Annotated in this window: 9 protein-coding genes; all 9 read right to left on the reverse strand. The window is 43.3% G+C overall.

Going from position 1 to position 14,504, the window contains the following annotated elements; all coding sequences use genetic code 11:
* Positions 1-666: 666 nt before the first annotated feature.
* Positions 667-819 carry a hypothetical protein gene (locus tag GRF55_RS00605; RefSeq protein ID WP_220368660.1) on the reverse strand — a complete coding sequence of 51 codons (153 nt, stop codon included), beginning with the start codon at positions 817-819 and terminating at the stop codon, positions 667-669.
* A gap of 235 nt (positions 820-1,054) precedes the next feature.
* Entirely contained in the window at positions 1,055-1,891 is an 837-nt protein-coding gene (locus GRF55_RS00610) for a hypothetical protein (protein WP_220368661.1), read from the reverse strand.
* A gap of 2 nt (positions 1,892-1,893) precedes the next feature.
* Positions 1,894-5,544: an ATP-binding protein gene (locus GRF55_RS00615; protein WP_220368662.1), complete on the reverse strand. Its 3,651-nt coding sequence runs from the start codon at positions 5,542-5,544 to the stop codon at positions 1,894-1,896.
* The gene (locus GRF55_RS00620) at positions 5,528-6,085 is read right to left on the reverse strand and encodes a hypothetical protein (protein ID WP_220368663.1); all 558 of its coding nucleotides are present in this window, start codon (positions 6,083-6,085) and stop codon (positions 5,528-5,530) included. The genes GRF55_RS00615 and GRF55_RS00620 overlap by 17 nt, the downstream gene beginning before the upstream one ends.
* Positions 6,075-7,274 (reverse strand): hypothetical protein, encoded by a 1,200-nt coding sequence (locus GRF55_RS00625; RefSeq protein ID WP_220368664.1) that lies wholly within the window; start codon positions 7,272-7,274, stop codon positions 6,075-6,077. The genes GRF55_RS00620 and GRF55_RS00625 overlap by 11 nt, the downstream gene beginning before the upstream one ends.
* Positions 7,275-7,365: 91 nt before the next feature.
* On the reverse strand, positions 7,366-8,229 hold the full coding sequence (locus GRF55_RS00630; RefSeq protein WP_220368665.1) for an HIT family protein: 864 nt from the start codon (positions 8,227-8,229) through the stop codon (positions 7,366-7,368).
* Between the two features lie 2 nt (positions 8,230-8,231).
* Complete coding sequence (locus GRF55_RS00635; protein WP_220368666.1) at positions 8,232-9,311, reverse strand: HNH endonuclease domain-containing protein; 1,080 nt, start codon at positions 9,309-9,311, stop codon at positions 8,232-8,234.
* Positions 9,312-9,386: 75 nt separating this feature from the next.
* On the reverse strand, positions 9,387-9,626 hold the full coding sequence (locus GRF55_RS00640; RefSeq protein WP_022310086.1) for a helix-turn-helix transcriptional regulator: 240 nt from the start codon (positions 9,624-9,626) through the stop codon (positions 9,387-9,389).
* A gap of 332 nt (positions 9,627-9,958) precedes the next feature.
* The gene (locus GRF55_RS00645; RefSeq protein WP_220368667.1) at positions 9,959-14,503 is read right to left on the reverse strand and encodes a TIR domain-containing protein; all 4,545 of its coding nucleotides are present in this window, start codon (positions 14,501-14,503) and stop codon (positions 9,959-9,961) included.
* Position 14,504 lies beyond the last annotated feature (1 nt).

The raw sequence follows: 14,504 nt of genomic DNA on the forward strand, positions 1-14,504 counted from the left end.
GGGTTGAGTTAAGGGGTTTTTTAACGTTTCGTTTGATGGTGCAAATTTAGTAAATATCTGTGTATCAGCCAAATTTCAAACAAAGAAAATTTCATAAAATTGTATTCTCTCAGACTCATAATCTGGAGGTCCCAGGTTCAAGCCCTGGCTGGTCCACACTGAAAATCAAGGAGTTACATCAAAAATGTGGCCCCTTTTTCTTTGTTTTGCGAACAATTTGCGAACAAAATTGCATTTCGCGAACACCAATATAATCTTTCTGCAATAATTGATTCTCTCATTTTGTTCGCAAATCTCATTATTTTTGTTCGCAAACCATTTTCGGCATATTATTCAGTAATATCAGTAATACGAGTAAGCTTTCTGATGAAACGCTCAATTATCCTTTTACAGCAACCCAGCGTCTACCCTTGTCAGGCCCATCGTGACGGATAAAGCCTTTGGTATGCAAAACGCTTAGCCGCGGCAGATGGTCCTTGCATCAACTTTGAAATGCCATGCAAGTGAAGCTGATGTTTCTAGGACATTTTCTAGGACACTATCTAGGACATTCATTTGTTCTGTCTCTATCAGCCGATTAAAATAATCTTCTGCCTTTCATTGAGTTGGGCTGCATTTCAACCTCCGACATAATCTCCGACATCACCTCCGACATTTGCCATCTGCTCAAACTTCGTCCGCTATATAGTCACCTGTATTGCTGCTTTCTTCAAATATACGTTGTAGTTCTTCCTTCGGAGTCAGCACCTTTGCCAAATCGCCAATTGCGATTGGCGATTTAGGTTCTATGACATTCCATGCCCCATAGAACAAGCGCATGTTTTTGGGGCTAGACTCGCCGAAGCCCCTTACCCAGAGAACTCCTGCCTTAACCGTTAGCTAATACTCTTCAAAGCGCCAGATTTCCCATTTTGGGTTACGGGTGTTCTCGGATATATACCTTCCCACACCATAATACAAGGCTAACTATTCTTGATTGACCCTTTAGACGGCCCGTGATTAACTCTGCAAAATAGCCTTTTGGGTGATGTTATCAACCGCCACCAATTGTTCTTTATTTTTCATTATTAATATATCCCTCTTGGTCATATCCACGGTGGTGTTTGTTGATCATATCTATGAGAGACTGCAAATAGGGAATATCACACTGAAGTGTATGATACTTGTCATATTGTTCGTTGTACCGAGTTAATGATCCTTTGGATAACCGTTGTTCAATATCTGATGGGATAAGATATATGGAGCGATCATCAAGATGTTTATGGAATTCCGTTAAGAAGATGTGGATTCCTGCCAAATCAAAGTCACCAAAGTGAACGTATTTGTTTGGAATAGTTAGAAGCCAATTACGCAAATCAGTTGATTGGGGATAGCGGGATGCAAAAAGAAGTTGTTTATCTCCTAACAAAGACTCAAACATCTTCCTTTGCTGACGAATCATACGGAAGTTCTCCATATTCTCAATTCCCACCACGACAATATCCTCTGGAATAACAAAATGTTTCCAATTGTCGATAAACACAAAACTTCCTTCAGGAGGATTAACCACAAACGGTTCGCCATTTAGCGAACACTCAATAGACTTATAACTATTGATAGGGAATCCTAGACAAGAGCGAATCGTCAAAAGTTTAGAATTCCCTGTTTCTGCAGCTATTGAAGAACGAGAATCCGAAACGGTAACATCAAGCATTCGATAATTCTCATCTTTGTCAATGAGGTATCTTTTAAGTGCCTCAATATCACGGGCACGATATGACTTCCGAGAGCCACGAGTCGTCACCAACAGCAACCCTTCTGCCATCAGTTCATCAAGCAACTTGCTGCTTAACTTTGAACTTGCAATCTGCTCGCCAGAAATCAATGCCTGTATGGATGCACTTATTGCCATAATTATTTTGTCCGTTTCAAAAGTTTGTCCACTCTTGTCTTCACGCCATGTTTACTGAGTAAATAGGTGTATTTGTAATCGTATGGATTATAAGATGTGGGTGAACTGTTGATGAGATAGATATTTCGAGAATTGGCAAACTGTAGGATACCCTTGATATTGTTGGGATGCAGTCGTCCTATCTCGTCCATCATGCAATGTACGATGAAATTACCACTTTTCCTTTCCGCTTTCTTCTTAAACACATTGATGAGCATGATGTTCACCATTGCTTTTACCAGGATATCCGTACCATCAGACCCCACATTATTGATACGCTCCACCCAATTGGTGTCGTTGTCGTTTTCTTTCACACGGAACTGCAATCGGAAGGCATCGCCAAGTGATACCGTTGGTCGGCTTTGCTCATCTTGCAATTGATGAGAGAGGCTCTTCAGATAATCTACGACCTTGCGATTCACCTCGTCGCGATTGTCGCTGGAGAAAAGGTTAAGTTCGCCTATCGACAGGGCATTTTCCACGGTATAGTTATGAATGGACATGAGCAACTGCATGAGTCGGTCTGACGACTCATTCGCCCGAAGTTCAATGCTCTTGATAACTCCTGCGAAGTTCTTTTCCACAAAATCCCTGTTGATATCCAGTATCACGCTGTCCACATCCGACCTGCGTTTCATCAGTGTGCCAATCTCCGTAGAGATGCGCCCCAGGATATCCTTGTAATGCTCGCTGGTACGACGACGGAACTCTTCAATCTTATTATTATCCATGAAGTCTTGTAGGTTGGCGGCTATCTCGAGATAGTCTTTGTCCGTCACAGGCATGGTATTGAAGTGGAAGGCATTCTGAGGCTTGAAGTTGCGATTGAAGTTGATGACGATGTCTTTTAATCGGTCCAATGTCTCCCGCTTCTGGTTCACCGTTCCACGAAGCTGACTGATCAGCTGCTGACAATCCTGTTGGGACTCCATCGGCTTGTCATCAGAGAGGAAAGCATCGGGCACCAAATGTTCGTTTTCTACTACCTGATGATACAGGTTCAATCCCTCGCGACGATGATTCAAATCTTTGATGACTTGTTTCTGACACTCCTCCTGTTCTTGCCGTTTCTTTTCGATGCGTGTACGTTTGTCCTCATATCGCTGACGCATCATGGCGAGTTGCTGATTAATGTCGTTGATGCACTTTTTTATCTCAGGTTCCTTCGCAAACAGGTTCTGCTCTGCATCGCGGTATCTGATGACCGTGGGGCGCTCATCGTCTATCTGCGCCAGCAGTTTCTTAAGCATCTCCAATGCTTTGCGGTATTGCTCCAACAGGTTAACGTCAACGCCTTTTCCGGACAGTTCTGCTTTCTGTTGTTCGTCAAGCTGAGCTTTCTGACTGACAAACTCCTGATTGCGAAGAGAGGCCTCCGCCTTTTGAGACTCCTTGAACACCCGCAATTCCTCATCGAGCATTTTTGAAGATTTGTTAAAGGCATTATCCAAACTGTTGAGTTCCTTTTTATTTTGGGCCTCTTTCTTTTCACGGACATCCTTCTCTGCCTGTACTTTCAACAAGGCATCGTTAAAGGCACGTTCGCGAACCTCTTTTTCCTTTGCAACCATTTCCTGCTCTTCCATCTCCAACTGATGCTGCTGGTTCTGCAGGTTCTGTCGTTTTGTGGGAATCTGCTCTTCTTCCACTTTTAGGCGAGAGTATTCCTGACGAAGCGGTTTAAGCAGATCACCATATTTCTTACCAAGTTTTGATATATCTTCCTGCAAGGTGATAGGCAATTGTGTGAGTTGTCTGTTCAACTGCTGTACCTTCTCTTCCAGTGTTTCTTTCTCAGCACGAAAATCATCGGGCGTACGATGTACGGCATCAATATTATCCAAGTTGAGCTTGATGCCAAACAGACTGTCGGATGCCGCTCCGAGTTGAGGCTCCAGTCCCCCTGCATATAGAATCCGTTCTTCGTCCACCACCTTGCCGATTGTCTCTTCCCATCCATCGGCATTCTCGGTAAGCCACTGATACAACGAGCCGTCCAGATGGGATAACAGTTCATAAATCTTGGCTATCTGTTCTTCGTGTTGAACGCGGCTGGCTTCGAGCCGTTCCTGTTCACGCTGAGAGGCTTGTTTAAGCTCAGCCTCTTTCATCTCAAACTCAGCAGTCAGTTGGGAAATCTGGCTCTTGATAGCTGTCTGTTGAGCGGTGTTCTCCTTTTCTGCTACCTCCAACTGCCGTAGCTGCTCCAGTACCTGCTTCGTTTTTTCAGCCTTAGGATGCCACTGTCGCAGTTCTTTCACGGCATTGTCTGCCCTATTTTGCTCTGCCAGCAGCATCTGCAAGCGCTCGTCCGACTCATGACGCCTACTGTTGAACGCATCCATCACGGCATTTCTGTTCTTTGTGCGCTCATCCTCCAAACGTTTCCGCTTTTTCTGCAGGGCATCCTGCTTTTGATAGTATGCCTCCTTTTGAGCATTTTCAAATGCCATACGGGCATTCTCAAGTTTGCCCCTGGCGATATTATACTTTTCTTCTATCGATGCATGTGTTTTCAACAGGTCATCCAGCAGTATCTGCTTGTCAGCAGCTTCGCTCTTAATGGCATCCTCACGGGCGGCCAAAGCCAGTTTTTCCTCGATATGCAAGGTCTCGAAATCTTTCCGTGCCTGCGCTATCTCCTTCAGTTTTTCTTTCTTGCCGCCCAACGTTTGATTGAGTTTGTCTTTTTCTCCGTCATAGTCTGCCGTCAGTTCTTTCTCACGATTTCGCTCCTTTTCGATATTCATTTTCAACTCTGTAGCCTCTGCCTCCAATAGCGGAATCTTCTGTTCACTCTCTGCTACAGCATGATTCAGCATGCGCCACACATCTAATAATTGCTGGTCGAGTGCCACAATTCGTCTGCCTTGTTCAGCAATCTTCAATGCTTGCTGACGTACAGGGTAGTTACCATCACGCGTCTGCCTGAACCAACAGTCTATTTCGTCATATTCCCGTTCAAAGTCGGTCACCAGTCGTCTGTAGGTCTGCAGGTCGATGGGTAAGTCCTCGTCTGCCATTGATTGTATGATGGTGTTCTTCACGAAGTCAGCATCCAGTTTGGTATTCAGAAAGACGTTCTGAATGCTTCGCGGAATGTTCTGATAGTGGGCACTCTGCACTAAGGCATAGCGAACGTATTTGTGATCGTGGGTATTGCCAAAGATAATATCCTTAAACACCACGCCAGAGTCTATCCTTGCAGATACTGACACATTTTTATCAATACGCTCACGTATCTTCACCCAGTCACTCAATACCTGCTTATCTTGGTCAACTATCCAATCGCGCTGATAAGGAGCATCGATAAACCGCCATGAAGCTCGTCCCTGATAACGACTCACCAGTATGGTATAGGCCCCATTGTCGCGCATCACCTCATAAAGGATGTACGAGTTTGACTGACGGAAATAGAACTCGTCAAATGACTTCTGAGCCTGCTGTATGCCCAGACGATGCTTGTCTGCGTTGTAGAAGAACAACAGTGCTCGTAAAACCGTACTCTTGCCCACACCCTGAGTACCAGTAAAATGCACATTGCCATCAACTGAAATCTCAGCGTATGGTATATTAGCGCTATTGACAAATATGATTTTATTCAGGTATTTCATCTTCGTTGGCTATTTGAATCATGTTTACCAGTTCCTCGGCATAGTGGAAGGCCGATGTAATCTTGTAGGTCTCATCCTGTTCACTAATGCATTCGGCAAATCCCATACCCTGCATCTCTTGAAGCAGTTTGTTCACTATTTCCAAATAAGACCCCACACCATATTTCTTATAAAGGTGACCAGCCTTCTCCTTCAGTTCAATGTCCAAACTGATTTGCTCTATCAGATGGCTCTTACGAAACTGATAGCCAGCCGTAAACGATTGGTTGTAGGTCTTCAGGAAGTCCAGATAGTCTAGCCATTTGGAAAAACTCTCCAACTTCTGTTCTATGGACTGCTTTCCCTCACCAATACGTGAGAAGTAGAAGTAGCCGTTGCCTGCCTCCAATTGCAGACCTATCTCCTTGAAGAAATCAGCATAATCGTCGAAGTTTTCCTCAATATCCTCATACAGATGACGGATAGAGGTATCAGAGCTGTCTACCGAAAGGAATTCTCCACGGCTCAGTCTCTCGTAAATTCGTTGAGTATTATTTCGCATAGATAATAGGATATTCGATGTCTTGATAAGTGGCATATTTCCCTGTCATCTTACATTCGTCAGGATGCAGGATGACCAGTTGGCAAAAGAGGGCTGCGTGGTCTTCTATTTCACGTTTAGCCTTATAATCGTATCTCAGAATAAAGTCGAACAGGTTATAGCTTGACGCAGAAAAAGCATTCCATACTTCATTAGGATCGACATCCTTCAACCGCTGAACGTGTTCCTGCAAGTCTTCGTCTGTCAGCGGTTCGGCCTCTGTCCTTGCGTTTTTTTTCAAACCATTTCGCTCGGCTATCCGTCTCAGGATGCTCACTATCTGGTCGTTCTCCCTCAGCATTTCCAAAGAGAGTCTTATTTTGCTGTATTGTCTGGATTCCATCCATAGTGGATTGCTATCTTCCAACACCTGAACCAGATTGGTATCAGTCTTGATGAGTAACTGGTCTTGCAGATATTTCAGCTTGCGTATCTTCTTATAAAGCTGGTTTTGTTGTTCAATCTGGTTGATATAGACGATAATCTGTCTGTCTATTTCCATCAGAGCATGGTACGCCTCCACAAAGTCGTGTTTCACGTCGCTACATGTCTTTGCCATGTGTGGGTCGTTGGCCATCAGGAAGAATGCGTGCTCCGTATCCATTAGTTTCTCGCATTCGCGTATCATCGAGCGGATGCTATGGCTCTTCTCATCTAGGTTTTGCAGCTTCTTTTTCTTGATAATATAGTTGGGTTCTTGCTTATACGCATTATCCATATTGCGCTTCAAGTCAACCACATTCTTCAGCGTTCTGAATCCCGTCTTTTTTAGCAGTTGTCGCACACTATCCTGATAGCCAGCCCTACGGTTGGCATTCGTCTCCTGCAAGAAATATCCGATATGTTCCTTCAGCGTGTTGATACATTCCTGAACACTTAGCACACTTATTTCCTCGTTCACATTCAGTACTTCCTCAAAGAAATTGAGGTAGTCGCTTTCTATCTCTACCGTATTGCCCGCCTCCACCAGTACGCCATAATCCAGCAGTTTCTTTAGTCGTGCTTCATTTCCTCCCACCAGTTCCAAAGCCAACCCTTGTGGAAACTTCATTAGTTTCCGCTTCTCAAACATCTCACTCAGTAATCCTTGTTCTCGCGAGAGTGTCTTAGTCAGCTCCTCTATGGTTCTAAAATGTGAAAGAATCTCCATAAACACTTATAACTCTATTATTTTTATCTTCGTACGTATAGCTCCATTGTTATGCTCCATCTTCGTCGCAAATCCCAAAACCACGCTTATTCTAATATTTCTGTTTACTTGGTATAACGCCCCTAACCCCGCCTTTTGGATTGGGCACATCGCCCTTGTATCGGGGGATAACGTGCATGTGGCAATGAAAAACAGACTGGCCAGCAGCTTCATTGATATTGATGCCAACATTATATCCATCTGGATGGAAACGCTCGTCAATCTTCTTCATGACATATTCTTGTACCACATTCATTGCCTCTTTTTCGTGGTTTGTTAAATCGCGATAAGATGCAACGTGGCGTTTTGGTATAATCAAAGCATGCCCAGGAGAGACAGGATAGCCGTCATAGAATGCAACACAAGTGGCCGTCTCGCAGATGATTTCCACCCGACGGGAAAGACGGCAAAATGGGCATTTCTCGCCTTCCACGCGCGGCAGCTTGTTGAAATGGTTATATTGGTAGAGTTCGTAGCTCTTGTTGGCAACGAGGCTCTTGTACGGCAATTTCACATTACATTGGTATGTGTATTGCTTGTGGATGGCATGGAGCCGGAAGCCCTCTTCTTCAAGGTCGCGGCGTACGGCAAAATAGGCCGTTCCTTTAGGTGAAAGCAAGTTAGTGACATTCATCAGCACCTCGGCTTGGGCGTAGGGTTCCAAGACGTTCAGCACATAGTTGCAGAAGATGGTGTCGAATTTGCCCTCGGGGAAGTCCGGGCGGTAGTAGTAATCGTAGCCGATGATGTCGAAGCCCTGCTTCCTAAGCTCGTCTGTATCGAAACCGAAACCGCATCCGAAATCGAGAATCTTGCCCTTCAGCAGTTTGTGCTGCATGAGGTATCGCGTCGGCACAGAAAAATCCGTGCGCTTGATCGCTGTGAGGTAGGGATGGTTTATTTTCTCTGGTTCCATAGTTATTGGGAGCTTAGGGTTCGGAATCCCATGTTGACAGCCATTTGGCTTAGAGGGGAGAAGGTTTTGCGGCAGACATTCAGAAACTGCTCGTCTGACATTTGTATCAAGTCCTGCGGGGAACACCCCAAGGCATAGTACTCGTCCAAAGTATTATCCCTTTTCCCGCTTTGTGGAATGTACAAACGCAAAGCCCTGTGCTGTACCTTCGCCATCTTAGGGAGATAGTAGTTAAGGTCGGGAATGCGGTTGCTCTTGGAGGAGTTGAAAGAGCCGTCGGCTGGAATCAAGTTCCAGTTCTGATTGTGCGACACGAAGCTCCACGGAATGAAGTGGTCGAGGTCATACTCATTCCTCCCAAGCGGCGTGTTCTTGTATATACACCGGATAGGACCGCCTATCTCGATGACCTTGTTCCAGAACTTCTTCTGTCTGGTCAGCGGCTCCCGCTCTTCCGGACGAAGCAGTTTGCCGGATATGTTCGGGACGTTGGGATTCTTCGACTGCAAGAACAACGCGAGATTCCACAAAGCAAAATCACGAAGCACCTCATAATTGGTCATCAGATAGTTGCTCCAATGGGGATTGATGGTAACTGTAAGCCCTTCACCACTACCCGTCAGGGAATACAGACAATCATTCTCAAACGATTGGCTGCGATGTTGCATATCGTAATCGTCGGTCGTGTCAATCCATGGTTTCTGAAAGCGGAAAGGGACATTATTCAACAGAATCCTAACCCTCTTCTTTACCTCCCGATTCTCCGAGATGGCATTAGAGATGGCATCACTCTTATCTTCGAGTCTGTCATCTACCGTAATTCCTGTCAACAGAGCCACATCAGGAATAATCTTCGACATGGAATCGCCTTTGCCAAACGACAATCGGAAATACTGGGTCGGGTACCACGCATAGGCAACCATCCGTGCAGCTACATCGAGAGCCAGAATTTCATCCTTCTGCTCCTTGACGTGCATGTCGAGCAAAGCCAAGAGCCAATAAAATTTGTATGTTGCCGTCGTCGTGTCAAACACGCGATTCATGGCATTGGTTGACAATATGTCCGACTGGGGAATCAGCATATTTTCTACAAATTAGAATGTATTAAAATACGAATGTCAGCATTTAGGATGTTTACAGTCCGACTCTGCTTCAGCCTAACTACTTCCTTTCTCTTCATCTTTATCAAGTTCTTCATACCTGACAAGGTCATTAAGTTCCACATTAAGCAGTCTTGTTATCTTCATCAACGACTCCAACGGCGGTTGTGACGAGTTGGTACACCACTTAGAAACAGTCGTTGGCGCACATCCCAACTGTTTTGACAGCCAGAGGTTGGACTTCTTTTTCTCTGCCAGTATCACCTTCAGGCGATTTAGGTCTTTGTTACTTGCCATTACAATATGTTTATTATTCGCCCACAAAGTTACTCATTTTATCTCAGACCACAGGTCTGATTGCTCTTAAAAGTTACTAAAACGAGTAATTTTAGTGAAATTTGTTCACTTTATAGCGCGGTTTGTATCGTTTTTTCCAGTCAAAAGCAGGATTTGTTCAATTCCCTAACAGAGAGTGTTTTGAAAGTTTACGGTGCTCGCGCTCCATAAACACCATCGCCTCATTATACCTCTTAACCATCTTTATTCCTGAGTCATACCCGCTCCTTTATTATCTCAACAATCGACCTGAACTGTGTCGCGCACAACGAATCCAGATTCTCCGCATTCGTCTAGTCTATATACTCTTTGATAGCATCTATCTTGTCATAGATGGTCTCTATCACCTTCAGTTTGTCAGCTTGGGGCTTGGTTTTGTTAGGGTCAATCTCATTCAGCCGCCTCACCATTTCTTCCTGCTCATCTTTCTTTCCTTTCCAGTACCCTACCAAATCAGCGTAGAACAACGAACTACGAATAGTATCGTCCATCACAACGGGCAATATCCGTTCCTTATAATGCTCATCTTCCAGAATGCCAGTCAATTCATACATGCAATTCTGGGAATACAAGTATGCCCTACTTAAAACGACGATTACCTGCTTCCCTGCTCTGATGGCATTCATGAAGTCCTTGATATTCTCGTTATAAGGGCAGTCTTTCTTGTCTCGCTTGTAAGGAATGTTATGCGTATCTAGAACATAGCACAGGTAATCTACCGTATGCTGAGAACTACTCTCCCAATTGTAAGAAATATAAAGTATATCCTCAACGGCATCATTACCATCAGCCGCATCTCGTTTTTCTTCACCCCCGCGATAAATGTCACTTACATCTGTCCCTAATAGCTCCATAACAGACTGTATATCACAGACTCCCGGATAGGACTCATAAAACTTGTCTTCAAAAGCGATGATATAGCGGTTCAAATACTTGAATTCTTCACCTCTCTTTGTAAGGTCTTTCAGATATTGCTTGACTTCCTTCAGTGCTTCCTCGCTCAATAAAGCTATTCGCTCCAGGGATGTCATAATGCTATTTGATGTATGAATACCGTCAATCTTATGTTCTTGACAGTACTTTACAAAATAGCACAACGACGGTATGGCGTTCGGTGTCGCATAGTTAAAGATGAAATCCTCACCATGATTCATCATATCCGGATGCCGTACCAGATAGTCAAGTCCGTCCAGACTTCCCATACTTATCAACAACCTTACCGCCCTGCTCAAGTCATAGCCAGTATAGTTTTTAAACTCCGGCTCCAGTTCTTGTCTTACCCAGCCATCATCTCCTATGTTTCTGTGGATGGATGTATAGCAAAACAACTTATCCGAAATACTCATACTGCGACTTGCTGCTTTTATCTCATCAATCATCAGTCTTCCCTTGATAAGCGCCTCAAGAATATTGGCAGAGAGATTTTGTGAGGATAATGCAAATCGAAGGGCTTCTTTGTAGCCTTCGGTTATATGATTTTCTACAATATAATTAGCAAAATTATAAAGTCTATTGCTTCTTAAATTGCATGGCAAGTTCTTTAGTTTTTTGACAACCTCTGGTGCCAAAGTATTGACAGGAACTCTCTCAGAAATGTATTTGAACAGCGAATATTCAGTATTGAAATAATTGTCTTTGTCTTTCTTCGATATACTAAAGTCTGAATAATCCAAAAGCCCCATAAGTGTTTCTTGGGACACCTCAAAATATTCATGTAAAAGCAGTGAGATGGCCACTTTCGAGAAATAATAGGGCTGTTCCCCTCTGCTTACTTTTTCTACTGTCCTTTTTGCCGTATCCAAACAGCGTTTTATTATTTCATCGGTAACAGCCAAGTCGTCATTGGGTCTTGAAATCAACTCCTCTATCTCTTTCATAAAGAAGGCTTCATACACTTCTTTGTTCTTGATGCCTTTTATGATTCCCTCCAAATCATATTGGTTGTTATCATTAGTATAATGCATGATAAACCTGTAGGCATATTGGTTATAACCATCCTCTTGCTGTCTCAAATAATTCCAATGCTCCTTGCGTGTTTCAAATTTGCCAAGCTCTCCCACCATTTCCAACACTTCCTGCTTGAAGACAGAATAATCTGTAAAATCTTTAAAGCAAGCACGCTGCCGCTCCTTCCTTTTATTAAAACGGGGATTTGCTGGGAACAACTCTTTATAAAGAGCATTTGCATATTCTGCAACTTCTTCACAAGGCATTTCTCCATACCACGAGGCCTGCGCCCTATGGCATTCATTCGTCTTATCAAAATGACCGAAATCTTCTTTCACATCATCAACCGTCATCCACAAGGCTGCCATAAAGAAGGTTTTGCGTATATTGTCATGCTCAGTCTCTTTCGGATCTTGTTGCTCAAATATCAGCTGACATTTCTTATAAAATTGTTCTCGGCCACTATCCCTTAATCCTGCGTCACAATATGCCTTTCTTATAAGGGATAAAAGTCCTTTGGCATGTTCATCTCTGTCAAAATGGTAGTGGTACTCTTTAAACAGCCTAACATAGAATTCTTCTAATAAGGGAATACAATCTTCTTGTCCTTTCTTAATAAAGGTCGCCAATAATGATAGCACATTACTCATCATCTGATTATACTCTTCCCACTCGTCACGATAAAAACTATGGGGGTTGTAGAATTGATGTGTTATTATCTTCTTTACACTATCTTCAGTTTTTACTTTACTTAAAGCATTATAAACAACCGTTCTCGATACAATATGAGTAGTTATCCCTTCCTGCTGGTTGTGAACATATTTTTCTTTATCCAATATATAATCCACATATTCGTCGACGTTGTCTGACAAGTCTATCAGTCTCACCATCGAGCGAATAGCCTCATAATGATCAGAATCGTTGACTATAGCGAGAAAACGCTCCAGATATTCCTTTTGTGCAAAGAACTCATTGTCCATATACAAGAAAGAGAGGTTGTGCTTTTTCTCATACGTAAGGGCATCTCTCGTCTTATTTTCCAGCATTACAAACAGAGTCTCGGTTAGTTCCTTGCTTTCGTATTGCAACCATGTCCAGTTCAGGAAATAGCAGAGACACGTAAGGTCTGCAAAATAGGCCGTTTCTATGGGTGCATCCTGCAGCTCATCAATGATAAAACCTATCGATTCTTTACTTTTAGCGAATTCTATTAAATTCTTGTAATCCTGAGTAAGAATACTGGCCATTCGGATACCCAAAGATTTGTATTCGAGCATCAACCCCTTAAACACTTCGCATCTGACCGCTGGACTCAACATATCACGGTCTATGTAGATTATAAGCTCCAAACTGGCCGTGCGTAGCCATTTAATAATATCTTGTACATCATTCTCCTCTCCTTTACCATACATAGAGACCCACAGCATAATGATATTATACCACTCAGCCTTTATTCTGCCCGTGGGTTGTGCAGCGAGCTGCTTGGCTCGCTCTATTCCTTCTCTTTTAAGGTAATTCGCAACAAGCCATTCACGGAAAGCATTATGTTTGAAGGAGTATCTACCATTTTCGCAGCGTATCAAGTCATATCTCAGACACTCTATAACGTTGTCTTGATTATCACCTAAGCACTTCAGCAGTTCTTCATTGCTTAATGTTTGAACATTCAGAAGTGACAGGCCTAAAGCAACCTTTTCAAGCAACTTTACAGAATCATCAAAGTTATGCCTTACAGCAAGTTTAACCCTTTTGTATTCTTTCTCCTCTCTATGACTTTTTTCTATAAAAAGACGATATATCTCAGCCTTGTTCTTAGGCAGCTGCTTATTATTTTCTTTGTAGGCTGCTATCAATACATTCAGGAAGAACGGGTTTCTGACAAAATCTGTCAACTCATTCTCATTGATCAAGGCGACCAGGCCGTTACCTTCCCCTAGTTCACGGTTGATATGATCGTTGGCATCTCCATAGCTCAACTCTTCCAAGAACAAATCGGTAAACTGTTCCAGTTCCTTCTCCCTCCTGTAATTGCTACGACAGGAGAGCACCATCTTAGTCTCAGGATGATCGTAAGCATAACCATTGATTTCTTCAATAAGGTCATCATATTTCTGCCCGTTCACCTCATCCAGAGCATCAATAACCACGACTATTTCTTTACCTCCTTCGAACCGAGCAGATGGTAGTTCTGCCCGTTTCAGTTTGGTGTTGTTTCGCACCTCCAACATAATGGGCTGGTAAAGTCCGCTGTCCTGCAATTCCCAGCAGAGTTGTTTCAATTCAGTAGTCTTTCCTGTCTGAGCACTGCTGTATATAATGTATTTATTGGTCGGTGCTTCTACAAGGCCGGTAACGAATTCTGCCAGACAATGCCTTTCTCTCAATTTTAGGGCATAATAGATAAAACTGTCTTGTGTATTCTCCAACGAACAATATCTCCTAATATATCCTTCTACAGCCTTGTGTACTTGCAGCCCCCGCCACTGACTATTTCCATTTGCAACAATATTTGATTTAATCAGTGCGCTCAGATGGTCAACTTTCTCTCCCACCTCCTTGATGGCCAGTTCTTGTATGAAGTGTGCGCATTCCTCTTCCTTGCGTAGCTCTTCCGCCAACAGGTTTACAAGACTCCTAATAGCAGCAGCATCCTCTTCGTTATTCTTTTCCGCCACTCTGGTCAATTCTTGTAGGTTTGAATACCTTTGTTTCGCTATCTTTTGCCTCAAAGCATCTTTTGCGCACCATTTCTCCAAGGCCAACTGGTAGCATTTGTCTATCTTTTCCTGTAAAGACAAATCATCCCCACCCGAAAGCATTTGCTTCAAGGTAGGGATGTTACCTGTTATATATGAAATAACAAAACTAACAAATATATCTAAACCAGTCATT

Origin of the sequence: Prevotella sp. Rep29, assembly GCF_019551475.1 — a bacterium.
Taxonomy (GTDB): Bacteria; Bacteroidota; Bacteroidia; order Bacteroidales; family Bacteroidaceae; genus Prevotella.